Source organism: Joostella atrarenae (assembly GCF_021764745.1).
Taxonomy (GTDB): Bacteria; Bacteroidota; Bacteroidia; order Flavobacteriales; family Flavobacteriaceae; genus Galbibacter; species Galbibacter atrarenae.
Map to the genome: position 1 here is coordinate 1,027,792 of NZ_JAETXX010000001.1, position 23,591 is coordinate 1,051,382.

24 protein-coding genes are annotated in these 23,591 nt (G+C 33.1%); 20 read left to right on the forward strand and 4 right to left on the reverse strand.

Features of this window, described 5'->3' with window-relative positions:
- Nucleotides 1-2: 2 nt before the first annotated feature.
- The 17 genes from infA to JM658_RS04505 all read left to right on the forward strand — a co-directional run bounded on the left by infA (nucleotide 3) and on the right by JM658_RS04505 (nucleotide 14,671).
- Complete coding sequence (gene infA / locus JM658_RS04425; RefSeq protein ID WP_008613577.1) at nucleotides 3-218, forward strand: translation initiation factor IF-1; 216 nt, start codon at nucleotides 3-5, stop codon at nucleotides 216-218.
- 8 nt (nucleotides 219-226) lie between these two features.
- Entirely contained in the window at nucleotides 227-343 is a 117-nt protein-coding gene (gene ykgO / locus JM658_RS04430; RefSeq protein ID WP_007094966.1) for a type B 50S ribosomal protein L36, read from the forward strand.
- Between the two features lie 3 nt (nucleotides 344-346).
- Nucleotides 347-721, forward strand: a complete 375-nt coding sequence (gene rpsM / locus JM658_RS04435; RefSeq protein WP_236958012.1) for a 30S ribosomal protein S13 — start codon at nucleotides 347-349, stop codon at nucleotides 719-721.
- Between the two features lie 14 nt (nucleotides 722-735).
- Entirely contained in the window at nucleotides 736-1,128 is a 393-nt protein-coding gene (rpsK, locus tag JM658_RS04440) for a 30S ribosomal protein S11 (protein WP_236958013.1), read from the forward strand.
- 82 nt (nucleotides 1,129-1,210) lie between these two features.
- Nucleotides 1,211-1,816 (forward strand): 30S ribosomal protein S4, encoded by a 606-nt coding sequence (rpsD, locus tag JM658_RS04445; RefSeq protein ID WP_236958014.1) that lies wholly within the window; start codon nucleotides 1,211-1,213, stop codon nucleotides 1,814-1,816.
- 21 nt (nucleotides 1,817-1,837) lie between these two features.
- Nucleotides 1,838-2,830 (forward strand): DNA-directed RNA polymerase subunit alpha, encoded by a 993-nt coding sequence (locus tag JM658_RS04450; RefSeq protein WP_236958015.1) that lies wholly within the window; start codon nucleotides 1,838-1,840, stop codon nucleotides 2,828-2,830.
- Nucleotides 2,831-2,897: 67 nt separating this feature from the next.
- Nucleotides 2,898-3,410: a 50S ribosomal protein L17 gene (rplQ, locus tag JM658_RS04455; protein ID WP_236958016.1), complete on the forward strand. Its 513-nt coding sequence runs from the start codon at nucleotides 2,898-2,900 to the stop codon at nucleotides 3,408-3,410.
- A 93-nt stretch (nucleotides 3,411-3,503) separates the two neighbouring features.
- On the forward strand, nucleotides 3,504-4,625 hold the full coding sequence (carA, locus tag JM658_RS04460) for a glutamine-hydrolyzing carbamoyl-phosphate synthase small subunit (protein ID WP_236958017.1): 1,122 nt from the start codon (nucleotides 3,504-3,506) through the stop codon (nucleotides 4,623-4,625).
- Nucleotides 4,622-5,911 carry a phosphopyruvate hydratase gene (gene eno, locus JM658_RS04465; protein ID WP_236958018.1) on the forward strand — a complete coding sequence of 430 codons (1,290 nt, stop codon included), beginning with the start codon at nucleotides 4,622-4,624 and terminating at the stop codon, nucleotides 5,909-5,911. The genes carA and eno overlap by 4 nt, the downstream gene beginning before the upstream one ends.
- A gap of 177 nt (nucleotides 5,912-6,088) precedes the next feature.
- The gene (locus JM658_RS04470) at nucleotides 6,089-7,705 is read left to right on the forward strand and encodes a glycogen synthase (protein WP_236958019.1); all 1,617 of its coding nucleotides are present in this window, start codon (nucleotides 6,089-6,091) and stop codon (nucleotides 7,703-7,705) included.
- Between the two features lie 140 nt (nucleotides 7,706-7,845).
- Nucleotides 7,846-9,129, forward strand: coding sequence for a citrate synthase (locus JM658_RS04475; protein WP_236958020.1), 1,284 nt, complete (start codon nucleotides 7,846-7,848; stop codon nucleotides 9,127-9,129).
- A 141-nt stretch (nucleotides 9,130-9,270) separates the two neighbouring features.
- A complete protein-coding gene (locus JM658_RS04480) occupies nucleotides 9,271-10,185 on the forward strand; it encodes a dimethylarginine dimethylaminohydrolase family protein (protein ID WP_236958021.1) in 915 nt (304 codons plus the stop codon).
- A 123-nt stretch (nucleotides 10,186-10,308) separates the two neighbouring features.
- Entirely contained in the window at nucleotides 10,309-11,241 is a 933-nt protein-coding gene (ctlX, locus tag JM658_RS04485) for a citrulline utilization hydrolase CtlX (RefSeq protein WP_236958022.1), read from the forward strand.
- Between the two features lie 38 nt (nucleotides 11,242-11,279).
- The gene (locus JM658_RS04490; protein WP_236958023.1) at nucleotides 11,280-11,705 is read left to right on the forward strand and encodes an RrF2 family transcriptional regulator; all 426 of its coding nucleotides are present in this window, start codon (nucleotides 11,280-11,282) and stop codon (nucleotides 11,703-11,705) included.
- Nucleotides 11,706-11,812: 107 nt separating this feature from the next.
- Nucleotides 11,813-12,424 (forward strand): phosphoadenosine phosphosulfate reductase domain-containing protein, encoded by a 612-nt coding sequence (locus JM658_RS04495; RefSeq protein ID WP_236958024.1) that lies wholly within the window; start codon nucleotides 11,813-11,815, stop codon nucleotides 12,422-12,424.
- Between the two features lie 117 nt (nucleotides 12,425-12,541).
- The gene (locus JM658_RS04500; protein ID WP_236958025.1) at nucleotides 12,542-13,189 is read left to right on the forward strand and encodes a peptidoglycan recognition protein family protein; all 648 of its coding nucleotides are present in this window, start codon (nucleotides 12,542-12,544) and stop codon (nucleotides 13,187-13,189) included.
- Nucleotides 13,190-13,195: 6 nt separating this feature from the next.
- The gene (locus JM658_RS04505) at nucleotides 13,196-14,671 is read left to right on the forward strand and encodes a M14 family metallopeptidase (protein WP_236958026.1); all 1,476 of its coding nucleotides are present in this window, start codon (nucleotides 13,196-13,198) and stop codon (nucleotides 14,669-14,671) included.
- Here JM658_RS04505 and JM658_RS04510 read toward each other — a convergent pair.
- Both JM658_RS04510 and JM658_RS04515 read right to left on the reverse strand, forming a co-directional pair.
- A complete protein-coding gene (locus tag JM658_RS04510) occupies nucleotides 14,668-16,152 on the reverse strand; it encodes a BCCT family transporter (protein ID WP_236958027.1) in 1,485 nt (494 codons plus the stop codon). The genes JM658_RS04505 and JM658_RS04510 overlap by 4 nt on opposite strands.
- 21 nt (nucleotides 16,153-16,173) lie before the next feature.
- Nucleotides 16,174-16,599, reverse strand: coding sequence for a hypothetical protein (locus JM658_RS04515; protein WP_236958028.1), 426 nt, complete (start codon nucleotides 16,597-16,599; stop codon nucleotides 16,174-16,176).
- A gap of 135 nt (nucleotides 16,600-16,734) precedes the next feature.
- On the opposite strand from JM658_RS04515, the gene argS reads away from it, so the two are divergent.
- A complete protein-coding gene (gene argS / locus JM658_RS04520; protein WP_236958029.1) occupies nucleotides 16,735-18,519 on the forward strand; it encodes an arginine--tRNA ligase in 1,785 nt (594 codons plus the stop codon).
- A gap of 108 nt (nucleotides 18,520-18,627) precedes the next feature.
- On the opposite strand, the gene JM658_RS04525 is transcribed toward argS, so the two are convergent.
- Together JM658_RS04525 and JM658_RS04530 are read right to left on the reverse strand one after the other, a co-directional pair.
- Nucleotides 18,628-18,978, reverse strand: coding sequence for a DUF6686 family protein (locus tag JM658_RS04525; RefSeq protein WP_317207852.1), 351 nt, complete (start codon nucleotides 18,976-18,978; stop codon nucleotides 18,628-18,630).
- Nucleotides 18,979-19,020: 42 nt separating this feature from the next.
- Nucleotides 19,021-19,926, reverse strand: coding sequence for a DUF6607 family protein (locus tag JM658_RS04530; RefSeq protein WP_236958031.1), 906 nt, complete (start codon nucleotides 19,924-19,926; stop codon nucleotides 19,021-19,023).
- 113 nt (nucleotides 19,927-20,039) lie between these two features.
- On the opposite strand from JM658_RS04530, the gene JM658_RS04535 reads away from it, so the two are divergent.
- Entirely contained in the window at nucleotides 20,040-22,163 is a 2,124-nt protein-coding gene (locus JM658_RS04535) for a TonB-dependent receptor plug domain-containing protein (protein WP_236958032.1), read from the forward strand.
- Nucleotides 22,164-22,169: 6 nt separating this feature from the next.
- Entirely contained in the window at nucleotides 22,170-23,579 is a 1,410-nt protein-coding gene (locus JM658_RS04540) for an HmuY family protein (RefSeq protein WP_236958033.1), read from the forward strand.
- Nucleotides 23,580-23,591 lie beyond the last annotated feature (12 nt).

The following is a 23,591-nucleotide window of genomic DNA, read 5'->3' on the forward strand; positions in this document are numbered from 1 at the left end:
TTATGGCAAAACAGCCCGCAATAGAACAAGATGGAAGTATAATCGAAGCATTGTCTAATGCAATGTTTCGTGTAGAATTAGAGAATGGTCACGTCGTGACGGCTCATATTTCTGGTAAAATGCGTATGCATTATATTAAGTTGTTACCAGGAGACAAGGTTAAACTTGAGATGAGTCCTTATGACTTAACTAAAGCAAGAATTACTTATAGATATTAAATAGAGATATGAAAGTAAGAGCATCAATAAAAAAGAGAAGTCCCGAGTGCAAGATTGTACGTAGAAAGGGAAGATTGTATGTAATTAATAAAAAGAATCCTAGATTTAAACAAAGACAAGGATAAGTTATGGCTAGAATCGCAGGAGTAGATTTACCAAAGCACAAAAGAGGAGTTATAGGTTTAACTTATATCTTTGGTATTGGGAAAAGTAGAGCTAAAGAGATCTTAGAGAAAGCTCAAGTTAGTGAGGACAAAAAAGTTAACGAGTGGGTTGACGAAGATATCGCTGGAATTAGAGAGGCAATTGCTTCTTATAAAATTGAAGGTGAATTACGCTCAGAAGTTCAGTTGAACATTAAGCGTTTAATGGACATAGGTTGTCAAAGAGGTATTCGTCATAGAGCTGGTCTTCCATTAAGAGGACAACGCACTAAGAATAACTCTAGAACAAGAAAAGGTAAAAGAAAAACTGTTGCTAACAAGAAGAAAGCAACTAAATAATTCGTAGCTTAATTATGGCAAAGTCAAATACAAAAACTGCTAAGAAACGCAAGGTTATAGTAGAATCTGTAGGTGAAGCTCATATCGCTGCATCATTTAATAACGTTATTATTTCCTTGACTAATAAAAAGGGAGATGTTATTTCTTGGTCTTCAGCAGGAAAAATGGGATTCAGAGGTTCTAAGAAAAATACACCTTATGCTGCACAAATCGCAGCAGAAGATTGTGCAAAAGTAGCACAAGAAGCAGGTCTTAGAAAAGTAAAGGTTTACGTTAAAGGTCCAGGATCAGGTAGAGAATCTGCAATCCGTTCTATCCATAATTCAGGGATTGAAGTAACAGAGATTATCGATGTTACTCCATTACCTCACAATGGATGTCGTCCACCAAAAAGAAGAAGAGTTTAATTAATTTTAATGTTTAAACGAGGATTTTTACGATTATCGAAGGATTAGCCTTAATTCATAATCATCCTCAAAATTTAACAACATGGCAAGATATACAGGTCCAAAGACTAAGATAGCCCGTAAATTCGGCGAAGCAATTTTCGGAGACGATAAATCTTTTGAAAAAAGAAATTATCCTCCAGGACAACACGGTAACAACCGTAGAAGAGGTAAGAAATCTGAGTATGCAATCCAGTTAATGGAGAAGCAAAAAGCTAAATATTCTTACGGTATTCTAGAAAAACAATTTAGAAACTTATTTGAAAAAGCTAACCGTAGCAAAGGTGTTACAGGTGAGGTTCTTTTACAACTTTGTGAGTCTCGTTTAGATAACGTAGTTTACAGAATGGGAATTTCTCCTTCTAGAAGAGGAGCAAGACAATTGGTTTCACACCGTCACATTACAGTAAACGGAGAATTAGTAAACATTCCATCTTACCAGTTAAAAGCAGGTGATGTAGTAGGAGTAAGAGAGAAATCAAAATCTTTAGAAGCGATCGCTAGATCACTTTCTAACAATAGTAATGTTTACGAATGGATTACTTGGAATAACGAAACTAAACAAGGAACTTTTGTTACTGTTCCAGAACGTTTACAAATTCCAGAAAATATTAAAGAGCAATTAATCGTCGAGTTATACTCTAAATAATAATTAGACAGCAGTCGTACTATGGCAATACTAAATTTTCAGAAGCCCGATAAAGTTATAATGATCGATTCTACCGATTTCGAAGGTAAGTTTGAATTCAGACCTTTGGAACCAGGATATGGATTGACCGTTGGTAACGCACTACGAAGAGTTCTTTTATCTTCATTAGAAGGTTTTGCAATCACATCAACTAGAATTGATAAAGTAGAACATGAGTTTTCTACTATTGAAGGTGTAGTTGAGGACGTTACAGAAATCATTTTGAGTTTGAAACAAGTTCGTTTCAAAAGACAAATTGAAGACATCGATAACGAAACCGTATCTATTTCAATTTCAGGTAAAGAACAAATCACTGCTGGAGATTTCCAAAAGTTTATATCAGGTTTTCAAGTTCTAAATCCAGATTTAGTTATCTGTAATTTAGACCCTAAGATTACCATAAACATGGAAATTACAATCGAAAAAGGTAGAGGATATGTACCTGCTGAAGAGAACAAGAAAGCTAACGCACCTCTTGGGACAATTTTCACGGATGCAATCTATACACCAATCAAGAATGTTAAGTTTAGCATCGAAAACTTTCGTGTAGAACAAAAAACAGATTATGAAAAACTAGTTTTCGAAATAATCTCAGACGGTTCTATACATCCAAAAGATGCTTTAACTGAAGCTGCTAAAATTCTAATTCACCACTTCATGTTGTTCTCTGATGAGCGCATCACTTTAGAAGCTGATGAAATAGCACAAACAGAAACTTATGATGAGGAATCTCTTCATATGCGTCAATTACTTAAGACCAAATTAGTAGATATGGATCTTTCAGTAAGAGCATTAAACTGTTTGAAAGCTGCTGAAGTAGATACTTTAGGAGACTTAGTTTCTTTTAACAAGAACGATTTGATGAAATTCAGAAACTTTGGTAAAAAATCACTTACTGAGCTTGAAGAACTTGTAAACAACAAGGGATTAAACTTCGGAATGGATTTGTCAAAGTATAAATTAGATAAAGACTAATAATATAAAATCCGCATAATTTGCCCCTCGAAGGAGTAGAGCAAGATGTTGATTAAAACTAAATGTCATGAGACACGGAAAGAAATTTAACCATTTAAGTAGAAAAACAGCTCATAGAAAAGCTATGCTAGCTAATATGGCTTGTTCTTTAATAGAGCACAAGCGTATTAATACAACATTAGCTAAAGCTAAAGCTTTAAAGCAGTTTGTTGAGCCTTTAGTAACAAAATCTAAAGCAGATACTACACATAACAGACGTATTGTTTTTAGTAAACTTAGAGACAAATACGCAGTTACAGAGCTTTTTAGAGATGTAGCGGTTAAGGTTGGTGATAGACCAGGAGGTTACACTAGAATTATTAAACTAGGAAACAGACTTGGAGATAACGCTGATATGGCAATGATAGAACTAGTTGATTACAACGAAATCTACAATGCTGCAGATAAACCAGCTAAGAAGAAATCTACTAGAAGAGGTAAATCTAAGAAGTCTGCTGACGCTGCTGCTACTGAAGCACCAGCTGCAACAGCTACAAAAGAAGGATCTGATAGTGAAAAACCAGAAACTTCACAAGAATAGTGTTTAATGTTATCATAACATATCGAAAAGGATAAACGTTTTAGTTTATCCTTTTTTTTGTGTTATTTTGTAAAAATTTTGCAACGTACAATAATGAAGTATCAATCTAGAAAACAAGCAATGATCTTATTGGCAGACGGAACCATTTTTTATGGTAAAGCCGTTGCAAATAAAGAGGGTAGTGCTTTTGGCGAAGTCTGTTTCAATACTGGAATGACAGGCTATCAAGAAATCTTTACAGATCCATCTTACTTTGGACAATTAATGGTGACAACTAATGCCCATATTGGGAATTATGGTGTTAAGAATGACGAAGAGGAGTCGGATTCAGTAAAAATAGCAGGTCTTATATGTAAGAACTTTAGCTATGTTCCATCGAGAGTTGGTAAAACTGATTCTCTTGAAAATTTTTTAAATAAAAATAATATTATAGCCATCTCTGATGTCGATACAAGAGCTTTAGTTAGCTATATTCGAGATCATGGAGCTATGAATGCGGTAATTTCTACTGAAGTAGATAAGATTGATGAGCTTAAAAAGCAGCTTGCAGAAACACCAGACATGGTTGGTTTAGAGCTTGCTTCAGCTGTATCTACTAAAGAGCCTTATTTTTATGGGGACGAAAATGCTACTTATAAAATTGCTGCATTAGATTTAGGGATAAAGAAAAATATCCTTAGAAATTTAGCTAAAAGAGATTGTTACATCAAAGTATATCCATACAATGCTACCTTCAAAGAAATGGCAGCATTTAATCCAGATGGATATTTCCTATCTAACGGACCTGGAGATCCAGAACCTTTAGAAGATGTAATAGCATTAGCTAAAGAAATAATAGATAAAGACCTTCCGTTATTTGGAATTTGTTTAGGACATCAAATTATAGCACTTTCACAAGGAGTGTCTACTTTTAAGATGTACAATGGTCATAGAGGGATTAACCATCCGGTTATAAATCATTTAACTGGAAAAGGTGAAATCACTTCTCAAAATCACGGTTTTGCTATCAATAGAAAAGAAGCAGAAAGTAACACGAATGTAGAAATTACACATTCTCATTTAAATGATAATGAAGTAATGGGAATTCGCCTTACTAATAAAAACTGTTTCTCTGTGCAGTATCACCCTGAGGCAGGCCCAGGACCAAATGATGCTACATATTTATTCGATCAATTTATAGATAATATTAAACAACAAAAACTAGAAACAGTATGAGTATAATTATAAGTGTACATGCACGTCAAATATTAGATTCAAGAGGAAACCCAACCGTAGAGGTAGATGTAGTAACAGAAAATGGTATCTTAGGGAGAGCAGCCGTTCCATCGGGAGCATCCACAGGAGAACATGAAGCTGTTGAATTACGTGATGGAGGAGATGCATACATGGGAAAAGGTGTTTCTCAAGCTGTTACTAATGTAAATACTTTAATTGCCGAAGAGCTTTTAGGTACTTCTGTTTTTGAACAAAATTTAATCGATCAAATGATGATCGAATTAGATGGTACTCCAAATAAATCTAAGTTAGGAGCAAATGCAATTTTAGGAGTTTCTCTTGCGGTTGCTAAAGCTGCTGCAAACGAATTAGGGATGCCATTATACCGTTACGTAGGTGGAGTTAGCGCTAATACGCTTCCTGTTCCTATGATGAATATTATAAATGGAGGTTCGCATTCTGATGCTCCTATTGCTTTCCAAGAATTTATGGTAATGCCTGTTAAAGCGAAAAACTTTACACATGCAATGCAAATGGGAACTGAGATTTTCCACAATTTAAAGAAAGTATTACACGATAGAGGTTTAAGTACAGCTGTTGGAGATGAAGGAGGTTTTGCGCCAACTTTAGATGGAACAGAAGATGCGTTAGATACTATTTCTAAAGCAGTTGAAAAGGCTGGATATAAAATGGGAGACGAAGTGATGATCGCTTTGGATTGTGCTGCTGCAGAATTTTATGTTGATGGTAAATACGACTATACTAAGTTTGAAGGAGATAAAGGAGCTGTTAGAACTTCTGAAGAGCAAGCTCAATACTTGGCAGACCTTTCTGCTAAATATCCAATTATATCTATTGAAGATGGTATGGATGAAAATGACTGGGATGGATGGAAAGCTCTTACTGATAAAGTAGGAGATAAAGTTCAGTTAGTTGGAGATGATTTATTTGTAACTAATGTAGAGCGTCTTTCTAAAGGTATTGAAAATGGTATTGCAAATTCAATCCTTATTAAAGTAAACCAAATTGGTACACTTACAGAAACAATAGCAGCTGTTAATATGGCTAAAAATGCAGGATATACTTCGGTAATGTCTCACCGTTCTGGAGAGACTGAAGATAATACTATTGCAGATTTAGCTGTAGCATTAAATACTGGTCAGATAAAAACAGGTTCTGCTTCTCGTAGTGATCGTATGGCAAAATACAATCAATTACTTCGTATCGAAGAAGAATTAGGAAGTGTAGCTTATTACCCTAAGCAAAATGCTTTCAAAATAAAATAATATTTTTCATATTATATTTAAAAAGCTCCTCGTTTTGAGGAGCTTTTTTTGTTTTTACATAATTGTTGCTAATTAACAATGATTTAATGATGATTATTTTCAGTATGTCATTATAATTAATTAATTTAAAGGTAATTATATGACGATAGTAATTTAACCACCAAAATTATTTTGCTTGTGAAAACTAATTTTCTTTTTGTTTGTGCCGAAAATGATGGAATTTATAACTGTAAAGCCGGGGGAATGGGCGATGTTGTTCGAGATGTACCTAGGCAAATAGCTAGTTATGAAGATACATGCCATGTAATTACACCTTCTTATGGAAGGCTTCATCAGAACGGTACAAAGATTACTTCATTGGTATTTAATTATCGTGGACAAAGTGAGGAAGCTAGCTTATATGAAGTTCCAGGAAAAAAAGAGAATCCATTTATAAAGCATTATGTTATAGATCATCCGGCAATTACTTCTGGTGATATAGCTCATATTTATTTTAACGATCCTGACCAGCCATTTTATACAGATGCATGCATGTTTTCTTTATTTTGTACAGCGGTAGCTCAGGCAGTAAAGCAAGACTTGTTTGGAGAGCTTCAGGTAATTCATTTGCACGATTGGCATACAAGTCTATTATTGTTTTTAAGAGAGTATCATTCTTCGTTTACGGTGCTCAAGAATATTAGATTTGTGTATTCGATTCATAATTTGGCTATTCAAGGAATTAGGCCGTTTAGAGATAACTATTCGTCATTAAAAGCCTTTTATCCTGAAATTATTATTGATGAAGAGCAATTAAAAGATCCTAGATACCACGATTGTATAAATTTAATGACATTGGGAATCCGTTTAGCTGATGCTGTGCATACAGTTTCTCCATCCTATAAAGAAGATATAAAAAGTCCGAGTAGACCTCCTGCATTTATTGGTGGAGAGGGTTTGGAAAACGATTTAATAAAAGCCGATGATGAAGGTCGATTATTTGGGATATTAAATGGTTGCAACTATAAAAATATAAATAAAGCTAAAAGGAATGAGCTTTATAGAAATAGTTTGTACGCTATTTTTAAATGGCTTCAAGAGCCTAATAAAAAGTATAAGTCAGACTTTTTAGCGCATACAGGAAATAAAATATTTAAGCTTTCAGAGAATAAGCCCGATTTTATTTGCGCTAGTGTAGCAAGGCTCACAGAACAGAAGTTTTTCTTCTATAAAAATAATCCTGATTTGCTGAGAAATTTATTAGATATTTTGGCTGCTAGAAATGGAGTTTATATTGTTTTGGGAACTGGAGCTCCAGAGTATGAAGATGGTTTTAGGCAGATTAGCTACGAAAAGGAGAATTTTATTTTTATAAATGGTCAGTCAGAAGAGATTATTGATTCTTTATATTTTGAGTCGAATTTATATTTAATGCCGAGTTTGTTTGAACCATGCGGAATCAGTCAGATGTTGGCTATGAGAAATGGACAGCCTTGTTTGGTTCATGCCACGGGTGGATTAATAGATACTGTTGATCATTTAAAATCTGGCTTTAGTTTTTCTGGAGATACTTTAGAGCAAAAAGGTCAAAACTTTTTACAAGTTTTTGAGAATACCGTAGATCTATTTTTTGAAGATAAAGAAATATGGAAGCATATTTGTAAAACTGCAAAAGGGAAAAGATTTAGTTGGGAAAAATCTGTAAAAGAGTATTATCAAGATTTATATCTTCAAGAAATTAAGTTAGAAAGTAAGTTTAAACCAAAAAAAAAGGGCAGTAAAAGCGTGTCTGATATTTACAATTATAACAAATAGCAGCAATTTAGAAAAGAACTGACAATTTCGCATTATTTTAACTTCTGAATGCCTTAAAAAGAGCTCGGGTTAGGAGTAAATTAACAGTTTATTTCGTATTTTCGCAAGACTTGAAATAAAATAAAAAATTAAATTATATTATGTCAGATACGGCTACTATTGAGTATAAAGGTAAGAAAATAGAATTTCCAGTTGTTGAAGGTACAGAGAATGAGTTGGCGATAGATATTAAATCGCTACGAGCTTCAGCAGGTATCATTACTTTGGATCCAGGATATAAGAATACAGGTTCTTGTGAGAGTGCAATAACTTATTTAGATGGGGAAAAAGGAATTTTGAGGTACAGAGGATATGCTATTGAAGACCTGGCCGAAAAAGCTGATTTCTTAGAAGTTGCATATTTGTTGATCTTTGGAGAACTTCCTAATAAAGCGCAATTAGATAAGTTTCATAGCGATATAAAAGCGAACTCTGAAGTAGATGAGGACGTTAAGAAGATTGTAGATAGTTTCCCAAGAACAGCACACCCAATGGGAGTGTTATCTTCATTAACTAGTGCTTTAACAGCTTTTAATCCTTCTTGTGTTGATATAGATTCTGAAGAGGATATGTATCAAGCTATTGTTAAGATAATGGGGAAATTCCCAGTTTTAGCAGCTTGGACTTTACGTAGAAGAAATGCAAAACCTTATGATTACGGTAATGCTTCTCTTGGTTATGTAGAGAACATGTTATATATGATGTTTAAGAAACCAAATGAAGAGTATAAGTTAAATCCAATTGTAGTTGATGCTTTGGATAAGTTATTAATTCTTCATGCGGATCATGAGCAAAACTGTTCTACTTCAACAGTAAGAATTGTAGGTTCTTCTCATGCTGGTTTATTTGCATCGTTATCTGCAGGTGTTTCTGCTCTTTGGGGACCTCTTCATGGAGGAGCTAACCAAGCAGTAATTGAAATGCTTGAAAGTATTAAAGAAGATGGTGGAGACACTGCAAAATATATGGAAAAGGCGAAAGATAAAGAGGATCCTTTCCGTTTAATGGGCTTTGGACATAGAGTTTATAAAAACTTTGATCCACGTGCTAAGATCATTAAAAAATCTGCTGATGAAGTATTAAGTGATTTAGGAGTTGAAGATCCAGTTTTATCTATCGCTACAGGCTTAGAAAAACAAGCATTAGAAGATGATTATTTCGTAAAAAGAAAATTATATCCTAATGTAGATTTTTACTCAGGAATTATATACAGAGCTTTAGGAATTCCTACCGAAATGTTTACAGTGATGTTTGCTTTAGGTAGATTACCAGGTTGGATTGCACAATGGAGAGAAATGAGAATGAAGAAAGAGCCAATCGGTAGACCAAGACAGGTTTATGTTGGTGAGACATTAAGACCTTTTGTTGATGTAAGTAAAAGATAATTATTACGACATATTAAAAACGGGGAATATTATTAATAATGTTCCCCGTTTTTTTATATTTATTTTTAATAAATTGTCATTCAATTATTCAGATTCTATCGATGTTATCAGAATTTGATATTATAAAATCAAGGTATTTCTATGTTGAAATTAAATGTTAATAATGAAACTTCTAAGTTAAAAGCCGTTGTTTTAGGAACAGCAAAAAGTAATGGTCCAACACCTGCAATTGAAGATGCTTACGATCCTAAATCGGCAGAACACATAAAAGCGGGTACTTATCCGAAAGAGGAAGATATGGTGCCAGAGATGGAAGCTTTCAATAACGTTTTTAAAAAACACGGTGTTACAGTTTACAGACCAGAACTCATTGAAGATTGTAATCAGATATTTTCTAGGGATATTGCCTTTGTTATCGATAGTTTTTTAATTAAATCAAACATTCTTCCAGATAGGGAGAAAGAGTTGGATGCAATAAAGTATGTCATAGATCAAATAGCTCCTGATAAAATAATTACACCTCCAGAAGAAGTTCATATTGAGGGAGGAGATGTAATGTTATGGAACGATTATATTTTTATAGGAACCTATAAAGGGAGTGATTATGCTGATTATATTACTGCTCGAACAAATATGCATGGTGTTAATTTTATCAAGGAAATGTTTCCTAATAAAATAGTAAAAGAGTTCGACCTTAATAAATCTAATACAATAGCAAGGGATAATGCTCTGCATTTGGACTGTTGCTTTCAGCCAGTTGGTCATGATAAGGCAATAATCCATAAAGAAGGATTTAGAGATGAAGCAGATTATAATTATCTAGTTGATCTTTTTGGAGCTGAAAACTTATTTCATATTTCTAAAGATGAAATGTATCATATGTTTAGTAATGTATTTTCAATTAGTCCAGAGGTTGTAGTTTCAGAAAAAAACTTTACAAGACTTAATAAGTGGTTAAGAGAAAAGGGGTTTACTGTTGAAGAAATCTCATATGGAGAAATAGCAAAACAAGAAGGACTTCTTCGATGTTCAACGATGCCACTCATTCGTGAATAAATACCACTTAATTAAATAGCATAATAACACTTTTATAAGTGATATAGAAATTTAACAAAGTTACCTTCCTAAGGTTCTTATTATAACTTTCTTTGTAGCTTTGCGCGATAAAATTGGAACTAAATGAGTCAGATTACGAATACTATATTGATGGTTCGTCCAGTAAACTTTAGGATGAATGAACAAACAGCTGTAAATAACTATTTTCAGGAAGACATCGATATACTAAATGAAGCCGTTAATAAGAAGGCTCAAAGGGAGTTCGATGCTTTTGTTGAGAAATTAAGAGCGGTTGGTGTTAACATTATCGTGGTAGAAGATACTCCGAGTCCAGACACTCCAGATTCTATTTTTCCTAACAACTGGATTTCAACGCATGATGATGGTACGCTAGCTTTATATCCTATGTTTGCTGAGAACAGAAGAAATGAACGTAGAGAGGATATTTTAGAAGTGCTTGAGGAAAATGGTTTCCGAATAGACAATGTGATGGATTATACTTCTGCGGAAGAAGAAGGTGTTTTCTTAGAAGGAACAGGGAGTGTGATCCTAGATCGAATTAATAGAAAAGCATATTGTGCACTTTCTCCAAGGGCAGATGAAGATTTGTTTATAGAGTTTTGTGAAGATTTTGAATATTTTCCAGTAATTTTTACAGCTAATCAAGATGTAGATGGGGAGAGAAAACCAATTTATCATACCAATGTGATGATGTGTGTTGGAGATGATTTTGCCGTTATTTGTTTGGATAGTATTGATGATAAAAAGGAGCGAAAAAATATTCTTACTCACCTGAAGAATGATGGTAAGGAGATTATTAGTATTTCTGAAGTTCAAATGAGTAATTTTGCTGGTAACATGCTTCAAGTGGAATCTAATGAAGGTAAGAAATACTTAGTGATGAGTGAAGCTGCTCATAAAAGTTTAAATGAAGGTCAAGTGAAAGCTATTGAAAAGTATGTTTCCGTTTTATCTGGAAACTTAGAAACTATAGAAACTTGTGGAGGAGGTAGCGCTCGTTGTATGATGGCAGAAATATTTCTCCCAAAAAAATAGTATATTTAGATACATAGCAATATAGACTTTAAAAAGATATGCTTTCAAAGAAGACAAAATATGGTTTAAAGGCTCTTACTTACATGGCCAAAAAGGAAAGTAAGAATCCAGTGTTAATTTCTGAAATTGCCGAGCAAGAAAATATCTCTAAGAAATTCTTGGAGATAATTTTACTTCAATTGAAGAATAGTGGATTCTTAGGTTCAAAAAAAGGAAAGGGTGGAGGATACTACCTAATTCGTGATCCAGAAAAGATTACTGTTGCTTCTTTAATAAGAGTATTGGAAGGTCCAATTGCGATGTTGCCTTGTGTGAGTTTAAATTTTTATGAGAAATGTGATGATTGTAAAAATGAAGAAGAATGCTCTTTAAGTAGGCTCATGATCGAAGTTAGAGATAGCACTTTAAAAGTATTAGAAAATAAAACTTTAGCCGATTTAACAAGGTCTACGCAAATTCCATAACCTTATTTATTACTACTTAGACAATTGTAAATAAAAAAAGTGTGTTAAAAACCTAGTAATTAACTAGACTATTAATATCTTTGCTTTTAGTTAAGATAAAAAGAGTTATGGATTTAATAGAGGTAAATAAAAATCTAAGAGATAAATCTCCATCAGAAATTGTAATATGGGCCTTAGCGCAAGGAAGTAACCCTGTGGTTACAACAAATTTCCGTCCTTATGAAGCAGCTATTTTACATGCTACAACTTCAGAAAGCAAAGATATTCCTGTGGTTTGGTGTGATACGGGTTATAACACTAATAATACCTATTTACATGCAGAACGTTTAATAAAATCGTTGGCGCTTAATATAAAGTTATATGTACCGCAGCAAACCGTGGCGCATAGAAATATGGTAATGGGGATTCCAAGTATTGAAGATCCTTTGCATAAGGTATTTACAGAGCAAGTAAAGTTAGAGCCTTTTAAAAGAGCGATGACAGAAAATAAGCCTGATATATGGTTTACCAACTTGAGAAAAGGGCAGACTGCATTTAGAGATAGTTTAGATATTGTAACACAAGGAAGTGATGGTGTTCTTAAGGTGAGTCCATTTTATTACTATTCTGATGAAGAGTTAGATGCTTATTTAGAGAGTCATAATTTGGAAAATGAATTTAACTATTTCGATCCTACAAAGGTTTTAGAGAATAGAGAATGTGGTTTACATATTAGCTAAGAAACTAATACCGAAAAAATATTTAAAAAGGGATTGCCAGCGGCAATCCCTTTTTTTTGATTGTAATTCATAGAAGAATGCTTAGATATTATTACTTTTAATATAAAAGAACAATAGATGAAAAAGAATGTGATTTATGTATGTATTATTTTGACTTTATTTATATCATGTGGTCCTAAAATAATCCAAGAACCAATTGTTTTTAATGAGGAAAGAGAAGACCTTACCTTAGAATATATGAAAGAACATTACGGACTTATTCAAGATGAGCCTACAATTGTTCCTAAAATGGTTGTGGTACATTGGACGGAAATTCCGACGTTACAAAAAACAATCGATGCATTCTATAAAGAACATTTACCTTCCTTTAGAACGGGAATAGCAGGCGGAGGTAGTTTAAATGTTTCTTCGCAATTTGTAATAGACCAAGATGGTACTATTTATAATTTAATGCCAGAAACTACAATGGCACGTCATGTAATAGGGTTGAATTATTGTTCTATTGGAATAGAAAATGTTGGAGGTTCCGATTTACCGCTTACAAAAGCACAACTAAAAGCAAATATAAAACTCATAAAGTATCTAAAGAAAAAGTATCCTATAGAATATGTTATTGGTCATTATGAGTACCAATTATTTGAAGATACAGATTTATGGTTAGAAAAAGATGATGGTTATAGAACAGTAAAAACTGATCCAAATGAGGAGTTTATGATAGCCATTAGGAAAGAAATTAAAGACTTAAAAGCAATACCAAAAAAATAAAGATATATGAAAATTAGTGTTTTGAAAATTGTATTAGCTATACTTTTTATTGGGAGTAATATCTCATTGTCGGCGCAAGATTTTTATAGTGAATTGTTTGAGAATTATGATTCCTATAAAGAAGAAAGTATTAAGATAAGAAGGTTTACACATGATAAAATAGTGCCGCTTATTGAAGATTTAAAAGGAGATTCTTTTTTTGAAGTTAATAAGGTTGGAACCTCTATTAAAGGAAAAAGTTTAAATCTGATAAGTTTTGGAGAAGGGAAGACGGATGTTTTTTTATGGTCGCAAATGCATGGTGATGAATCTACTGCTACAATGGCAATCTTTGATATTATCAATTTTTTTAAATCAGAAGATTTTCAGCAGGAGAAAAAAGTAATGCTTTCAGAACTTAGAATCCATTTCTTACCAATGTTAAATCCTGATGGTGCAGAATTATTTACAAGAAGGAATGCTTTGGGAGTAGATATAAATAGAGATGCTGTAAGGTTACAATCTCCAGAAAGTAAAACTTTAAAACGTGTTCGTGATAGTTTGGATGCTGACTTTGGTTTTAATTTACATGACCAGAGCACTTATTATAATGCGAGTCGAACTCCAAAGCCAGCTACAATTTCTTATTTAGCTCCCGCATATAATTATGAGAAAGATGTAAATGAAGTACGTGGGAATGCCATGAAGCTTATTGGTTATATGAATGAGATTCTTCAAGAATATGCGCCTGGGCAAGTGGGAAGATATAATGACGATTTTGAACCACGTGCTTTTGGAGATAATATTCAGAAATGGGGAACTAGTACAGTGCTTATCGAATCTGGAGGATATCCTAATGATCCTGAAAAGCAATTTATAAGAAAACTTAATTTTGTGACAATTTTGTCTGCTGTTCGAGCTATTGCTACCAAAGAATACGAGAAAACTTCAAAAGATAAATACTTTAATATTCCAGAAAATGATAGAAAGTTGTTTGATCTTAAATTGATAGGTGTTCAATATGAGCTCTTAGGGGATGTATATACTGTAGATTTAGGGATAGATAGTAGGGAAGTGTCGGCGCATACCGAGTCTGGTTATTTTTATAAAGCAGGAGTTTCAGATATGGGAGATTTATCTACTTATTATGGATATAAAGAGTTTGATGCTTCGGCATATCAAGTTGTGGAGGCAAAAATATATCCTAAGACATTAAAAACTATTGGACAGATCCATGAAAAGGGAATCTCATCTTTTCTTAAAGATGGTTATGCTTATGTAAAAGTAGAAAACCTACCGCAGGATAAAGATGCTATGAAAATACCATTGCATGTTATTTCAGGAGAAGTTTCAACAAAAGTTAGTTTGTATGTAGGTGCGAATCCCACTTTCTTTTTAAAGAAAAATAGGGTGTTAGAATATTTAGTGATTAATGGAAATCTAGTAAACCTTAATAACCCAGAGCAAGATTTTGGCAATGCATTAATTTATAAACCTCGTTAATCGTTTTTACTTTTGATGAGTTCTTTTAGAAATGAAAAACTCATTATTGGGATGAATAGAGCAAAAGGAAGTGATGTGATGATTAAAAGTTTCTGGAGAGCAATAAGAACATCTACGTCTTTTCTGACGTCCCCTAAAATAAGCATGGCGATACTAAAGAATGCAATTACAATAGACCAAACGATACGATGTGATTTTTTAGGGTTTGGATTCCCTTTATCGCTAAACATACTCAATACAAAAATAGCAGAATCAACAGAGGTTAATAAAAAACCTATTAATAATAAAACGATTACCGAATTAATGAAAAACTGAAGTGGATAGTGCTCAAAAAACTTGAATATGGAAGTAAATACATTTCCAAATTCGTTGTTATAGCTTCCCCAGCTTTCAATTAGCAGAAATGCATTTTCTCCAAAGGCAGTAAACCATAAGAAAGAACCTAGCGAAGGAATAATCATAACTCCCAAAAGCATCTCTCTTAGCGTTCTTCCTCTGGAAATTCGAGCTATAAACACACCTGTAAATGGAGCCCAAGCAAGCCAAAATGCCCAATAATAATAGGTCCAATCGGTTAAGAATTGTTCTCCAGGATTGTACTTACCCAATGCTAAGCTTAAAGGTATGAAGTCCTTTATGTATTGAAATAGGACAGTAAGAAAGCGCTTAAAAACAACAATCAAGTCACTCTGAAATAAAACAAAAAGCAGCAATAAAAGAGTAATAAAAATATTTACTTTGGAAATATTTTTAATGCCTTTATCAATTCCTTTCCATGCAGATAAAAATGCAAATGCACAGATTAAAAGGGTTAGTATTGCAGCGGTAATAATATCAAGTTTAATATGTAAGAGGTGAGCTAATCCTCCATTAATTTGAGTTGTTCCTAGTCCTATGGCGCCAACCAATCCGAAAACGGTAGCTATAATTACCAATACATCAATTCCGTTTAGAATCTTTTTATTATTGAAATTATGAGCAATTGTGCTACTTACTAGCGCTACTTTATTTTTAGTAAATAAATAATGACCAATAACTAAAGCAAACAACCCATAGAATGCCCAAGCTGTAAATCCCCATTGATAAAAAGTATATTCGAGGGCAATTGTTTTGGCGCTAGAACTTGTTTCTATAGGAGGATTTAAAAACATATAAACAGGTTCTTGTACTGCACGAAGTAAAATTCCTGCTCCCATTCCTGCGCTATAAAGCATAGAAATCCATGCCCACCGGGAATGTTCTGGTCTATCTGAAATTTTACCTAGGCGCAACTTTCCGAGCGGGGAGATAGCAATTGCTAATAAAAAAAGCACACAGAAGAGTCCTAAATACAAATAGAAATGCCCAAACCTATCTCGAATCCATATAGAAATATTCTCTATATATTCATAAGATGCTGTTGGATATATGTATATAAGGATTGCTAGTATACCTAAAATACTTACGGAAGTTACTAGAAGTTTGTTTTTTAAAATTTTCAAAAATTTATTTTTAATATGGTATTATGGGTTTTCACTAATGTTGGTTAGATAATCAATTTTATGAGCAGATAGTTTTTTAATATAGGTATGAACCTCTTTGGTTTTTGCTGCAACTCTTATAAAATGATGATCTTTATGTATTGTGTATTCTTGAACAGAGCCCTTTAGTAAAGATAGTTTGTAATATGGAATTATTAAACCATATGTTTCTAATAGAGAGCGGAATCTAATTATAATTCCTTTTTTTCTAATTTCAATATTACAAGTATCCGTGTTATTGTCCAGTATGAGTAGGTTATGTATGTCGATGCTACATGCAGTAATAAAAAGTTTAGGAGAACCAATTCCTCCCATCTTAATTCTTTCTTTTAAAGTAATAACGGTTCCAACTTCTTCTAAGAGTTTTTTCTTCTGAATAGGGTCGTTATAAGATAAATTGAGTAGCATCCTTTAAAGATATATTATTCTAAGTGTTCTTGAAAAGAAAATCATCATTTAGGGTTTAATATCTGTTTTTATGCAGTGCACATTGGTAATAACTTTTTCTAAATCCGTATCTTTGCACCCAAATTTTTCACAACAATGAATATTCAAGACATTATAATAACTAAAGTTAAAGAAGCAGTACATTCTATTTTTGATAAAGAATTAGAAACCGTTGAATTGCAGGCTACTCGTAAAGAGTTTGAAGGTGATACTACGGTTGTTATTTTTCCGATGTTGCGTACCATAAAAGGAAATCCGCAAGTTATTGGAGAGCAAATAGGAGCTTATTTAGTAGCTAATGTTGAAGAAATTGAAAAGTTCAATGTAGTAAAAGGGTTTTTAAACCTTGTAATTTCTGATGCTTTCTATCTTAATTTTTTTAGTGAAATAAAAGGAGATTCAAAATTTGGATTTGTTGCTCCAGTTGAAGGAGAGAAAGCATTAATGGTAGAGTATTCTTCACCGAATACAAATAAACCATTGCACTTGGGCCATGTGAGAAATAATTTATTAGGGTATTCTGTTGCAGAAATTATAAAAGCTTCAGGTAAGAAAGTTTATAAGACACAGATTATAAACGATCGTGGAATTCATATCTGTAAGTCAATGTTGGCATGGCGGAAATTTGGTGAGGGGGAAACTCCAGCATCAACAGGATTAAAAGGAGATAAGCTTGTAGGGAATTATTATGTTGCTTTTGATAAAGCTTACAAAGCTGAAGTTGAAGAATTGGTAGCTAAAGGAGTTGATAAAAAAACTGCAGAAAAAGAAGCTCCATTACTTTTAGAAGCGCAAGAAATGCTTAGAAAATGGGAAGCAGGAGACGAGGAAGTTGTTTCTCTTTGGCAGACTATGAACGGATGGGTTTATGATGGTTTTGAAACTACCTATCATAATTTAGGAGTTGATTTTGATCAGCTTTATTATGAGAGTAATACTTACTTATTAGGAAAAGATGTAGTTGCTGATGGATTAGAAAAAGGTGTTTTCTATAAAAAGGAGGATGGCTCTGTTTGGATAGATCTTACTGATGAAGGTTTGGATGAAAAGATTGTTTTAAGATCTGATGGAACAGCGGTTTATATGACCCAAGATATTGGAACAGCTATCCAACGTATTAAAGATTATTCTGATGTTGGAGGTTTGGTTTATACGGTAGGGAATGAACAAGATTATCATTTTCAGGTATTGTTCTTAATTCTTAAAAAGCTCGGATACGATTGGGCACAACATTTACATCACTTAAGCTACGGAATGGTGGATTTACCAAGCGGGAAAATGAAAAGTAGAGAAGGAACCGTTGTAGATGCAGATGATTTAATTACAGAAATGTCAACTACAGCAGAAGAGATTTCTTCTGAATTAGGGAAGCTTGATGGTTTTAGTGAGGAAGAGAAGGAAGAGTTATATAAAACTATTGGATTAGGAGCTTTAAAATATTATATCCTTAAAGTGGATCCGAAAAAGCGAATTTTATTCGATCCAAAAGAGTCTATAGATTTTCAAGGAAATACAGGTCCGTTTATTCAATACACATATGCCAGAATTCAGTCCATTTTAAGAAAGGCAGATTTTGATTATGAGAATACTCCTGTACCAACGGATTATAAATTGCATGAAAAAGAAAAATCGCTTATCAAGCAAATAGAATTATTCCCTGAAATAATTCAGAATGCATCGAACAACTTTAGTCCGGCTATCATTGCTAATTATACGTATGATTTGGTAAAAGAGTTTAATTCATTCTATCAGAATGTATCTATTCTAGGAGCTGAAGTAGCGTCTGAAAAAATATTTAGAGTTCAGCTTTCAGAAAAAGTAGCAGAAATAATAGCGAATGCATTTAGTCTTTTAGGAATTTCTGTTCCTGGACGTATGTAAATGTTATAACTTTTTTGAAAAATATAAAACCCTCGAAAATGAAGTTTTCGAGGGTTTTTTCTGGCCTAAACCAGCATCTAACTAACAAACTCAAATTAATATATATTATTAGTTGGGGTATAAATTATATTGAATCTCACATAATTGTAGCAACTCATATTTCTTTGGACGTAACTTAATGAGGCTTGTGAGTTCTTCTACCTCTTGTTTGTTTAATAATATTAGTAGATTCGATTGAATAGTAGGAATCGGAATTCTTTTGTTATAAATGGAATATTTATATTCCTCTTCCCAGTATTCAATTTCAAGATTATACAAGTAATTATGGAAACTCTCAAATTCAACTTTTGTAAAATTAAAGTTGAGGTTGTTGTATAGTAATTGATACATTTCATTGTGTTTACAATAAATCAAAATACCATTTTTAGACCTGTTTAATATTTGAAGATTTTTGCACATAATTACTTGGTGTTTATAGGTTGTCTTATTTTTTATATAAACTTATTTCACTATAAAGCTATCTATTACAGCTTCTATTTCCTTTTTACTACTATTTGGAGGCATTGAAAATAAGTGAGCAAATAAAGGTTTGTTATCAACACTTTTTTTCAGCTCGATATCTTTGTTTTCATCAAATAAATCCTGCCATTTATTTCTAACTACTTTCCAGAATTTCTTATTATCCTTCCACCAATCCTGAGCAGCTTTACATTTACTGTCGGCAACTTTTGTATAGGTGTCATATCCTTTTTCTTGCGCTAAAACAAAATCGTTTCCATTATCATCCCTTACAATTTTATCATTGTCTTGTTCATGTAACCAACCGTAATCTGTAATAGCATGTATATTTCTTCTTTTGGTAACATTATAATCGTCACGAATAGTGTGTTCTCTTCTTGGTAGTGGCGCATCGGTAGTATTTACCCAGTAATTTTTTCCATCTACATGTACCCAAGTTGCGCTCCCTTCATATCTCGGACTGTCGTCTACTTGATACACTTTTTGTGTCCATTGCCCTTTTACTTCTTCTTTTGACAGTTGTTCAAAATTCCACTTCTTGTCTTTATTAAACATGTATAAGTCTGTATTTTCATAAAGCCAATCTTGTCGCCAATGTTTAATAATCATCGTATCATTTGCAATAAGTAAATGTTGCATAACAATTTTATCCGACTTGTCTTCTACTAATTCTACCCATTCTAAAGCTCCTACTTGTTTCACTTTAGAAGGTTGATAAGTAGAGTCTTTTGCGTTGTTAAAGGTTTCTGCAAAGTTGAAACGTACTTCATAACATCCGCACATATCTTTAATGTTCTCTTGATCTTGTGCTTTTTTGTTTCCTTGAGCTATTGTGCTCAAGCTTGTCATACTAAGGGTTAGACCTAGTATTAATGTTAGTTTTTTCATTTGGATTTAATTAGTTATTTAAAAATTCGTTGAAACAAAAATATAAAATTTATTTAGACTGGATAAAAATAATGTATATATTTGTTCAAAATTATTAAGAATAAATCTAAATAATGAGATTTCAACTAACTAAACTTTTTATCTTTTTCTACATATTAACTGGCTTTTCTCAGGAACAGCAAATTGTAGATTCTACTTATGTAAACGACCTTCAAGAAGTTGTAGTTACAGGGCAATACAATCCGCAGGCAGTAAAAAAATCGGTGTATGAGGTTACAGTAATCAAAAGGTCAGATATAAATCGTCAGGCAGGTAATAATTTGGCCGATGTTTTAAATCAGACATTAAATATTTCTATTATACCAAATGCTTCCACTGGGAAGTCTAATGTAAAAATGTTTGGACTAGATGGACAGTATGTAAAAATATTGGTAGATAATATTCCTTTGGTAAACGATGTAGGTTTTGGAAACAATACAGACTTAACGCAAATCAATTTAGATGATATAGAACAAATTGAAATTGTTGAAGGAGCAATGGGAGTTCAATATGGATCTGATGCAGTTGCCGGTGTAATTAATATAATCACTAAAAAATCTTCTCAAGATACTTGGCAAATCACACCTTATTTGCAAGAAGAAACTATAGGAAATGAATATAGTTGGTTTGATAAAGGGAGGCACATTCAATCGTTAAGTATAGCAAATAATATTTCTGATAAATGGTTTGCTAATGCTGTATTTACCCGTAATGATTTTGCAGGTTTATGGGGAGATAAAGAAGGTGCAGATTACCAATATGATGACGGTAAGCGTGGTTATGAATGGCTTCCAAAGGTACAGTATAACGCAAAAGGTTTACTAAGTTATAAAACGGAGAACTTGAGGTTGTTTTATAAGTTTGAATATTTTAATGAGACTGTTTCTCGCTATGATTCTATTGTTAGGGAGAATTACAATGCTTCTACACAGACTTATAATCCTATTTCTTCAGATGAAATATTTACCTCTGAAAGATTTCTCCATCACTTTAATATTAATGGAAATTTTGATAGTGGTATTTTTTATGATGTATCACTTTCCTATCAGCAGCAAAAGAAAAATGCTGAAACTTATAATTACAGGATTGTTGAAGATGAGAAATTTGATGTTGAAAAATTCGAATATGAATCTCGAAAAGTTTACTATTCAAAAGGGACATTTAGTAATTTTTTAAAAGAAAGTGCCTTTGATTTCCAAACTGGATATGAATTTAATGTTATTGATGGTTATGCATCTTCAATTTCTGGAGATTATGATGGAGAAAATATAAAAAGGAAAATTGGTTCGTATGATTTTTTTACTTCAGCAGAATACATTCCAAATAGTAGATTTTCATTGAGACCTGGTGCTAGAGTATTCTTTTCAAATAAATTTGACACACAAGTAGCGCTAGAATTATCTTCAAAATATTTATTTAAAAACGATATTGAATTGCGTGCTGTAGTTGGGACAGCTCCAAGAATGCCAAACTTTTCAGAACTGTATTCTTATTTTGTGGATGCCAATCATGATGTTCAAGGGAATGAAGGTTTAGAACCCGAAAATGGGGTTTCTGCATTTGTTCATGCTAAAAAAACATTTCATCTAAATGACGAGCTTATACTAAGAAGTAAGCTTTCTGCTGGGTATATAGATATAGACGATCGTATAGAACTAGTAATTGTGAACGATTCGCCTTTGGCATATCAGTACAATAATATTGATAAATATAAAACTTGGAATATCTCATTTTCCAACGGATTTATGTATCAACAGCTCAGCGGGAATATTGGGATTTCTTATTCTGGGGTGTCTAAAGTTTTAGCAAGTCAAAATTACAATGATGATTATCTAAATGCATTACAAGTTAATGCTAGTTTGTCTTATAACATACCTCGGTGGAGTACTACTTTTTCAACATATTTTAAGCACAACGGTCCTGAATATCAATTCTTACAAGATGAAAATGAAGACGGAGAATCAATTCTAATTAGAGGGAAACAAGAGGCTTATAGTTGGTGGGATGCTTCAGTTAGAAAGTCATTTTATAATAAAAAATTACAGTTAACATTAGGCGCAAGAAACCTATTGGATGTTACCAGTGTAAATAATACTACTGTGGGTGGTGGTGTGCATGCTGGTCCTTCTTCTAGCGTGCTTTTAGGCTACGGACGATCTTACTTTATAAAACTATTATATAATTTAAATTTTAACTAAACAATCATGAAAAACAAATTTTTAATCTTAAACCTATTGCTCTTATTTATACTTGGAGCTTGTAGTGATGACGATACTAAAACTACACAAGAGTTTGTTGTAGCTTTTGAGAATCCTTCCGTAAGTTTCTCTACTGAAGAAGATTCGAAAGACATTGTATTGGTGTTTTCAAGAGCAGCTACAGAAAGTGGTGAAGCAACAGTTACGTATACTACTGTGAATGCAGTTTATGATACAGACTTTATTACTGTTCCAGCAGCTGCTACGGAGAGAATTACAGTGCCTATTGTTTCAGGAACAAGTAGTTCAACTTTTACTTTTAATAAGCTTCAGAACCCAGTAGAGGGGACAGAAATGTCGGTTACATTTAAATTGGGGTCTATTTCAAATCCAGAAAGTAGTGTTCAGGGAAACACTTCTTTGGTGGCTAATTTCACAGAAAGTGCTGCCGTAGGTGGTGTTATAGCTGCAGAAGTTGGAGGGCCAAATGAGCCTAATCAGGTATATGTAGATTTAAGTTCTCAGACGCAGACTGCAATAAAAAGAGATACTTGGGATTTAGGATTCTATAGTGGAGATGAGTTTAGAGTGGTATTAAATGGGGCTATTTATATGGCAGCTGCTGCGTTAGAAAGTTCAGATATCGATGCCATTACAGAGGCAGATGTTGCAGAATTACAGCCTAAAGTTGGAGTAGGTACATTTAATGCTGAAAGTGCTGCATATATCGATAATCCTACAGGAAAAATTACAGAAACCGCTATTTCAGAAATATCAGAAACAAGTGGCGATAATAAGGTTTATTTATTGAATTTAGGTTCAGAGATCGGAACTGATACTCCTGAAAATGGAAGCATAGATGTTACTGATGATTCTAGAGGATGGAAAAAGATAAAAATTAATAGAGATGGTGATAATTATGTGTTACAATATGCAGATTTAAATGAAACTACACACAAAGAAGTAACTATCAGTAAAACATCTGGGTATAATTACACACATTTCAGTTTTACTAATGAAAATAGTGTTTCGGTAGAACCAATGGCGACTAAATGGGATTTAAACTTTACAGTATTTACCAATGAGATTCCTGGATTTGGAGCTTATGGTTATGCAGATTATGTAGCTACAAACTTAAAGTCGGGTGCAAAAGCGTATCAAGTATCTACAGAAGATTTTACTTATGAGAATTTTAGTGTAGAAGATATTGATGATGCTAGTTTTATAGAAGACCAAAGAGGGATTGGTAGTAATTGGAGAAACGGAGGTGGGCCAGACTCATTACCTTCTTTAAAATCGGGAGTGTTTTTTGTATTGCAAGATGCAGAAGGGAATTTCTACAAAATTCGATTTACAGCTTTCTTGAGTGAAAGTGGAGAAAGAGGATATCCAGCATTTGAATATGCCTTATTATAAATAATGTTTACT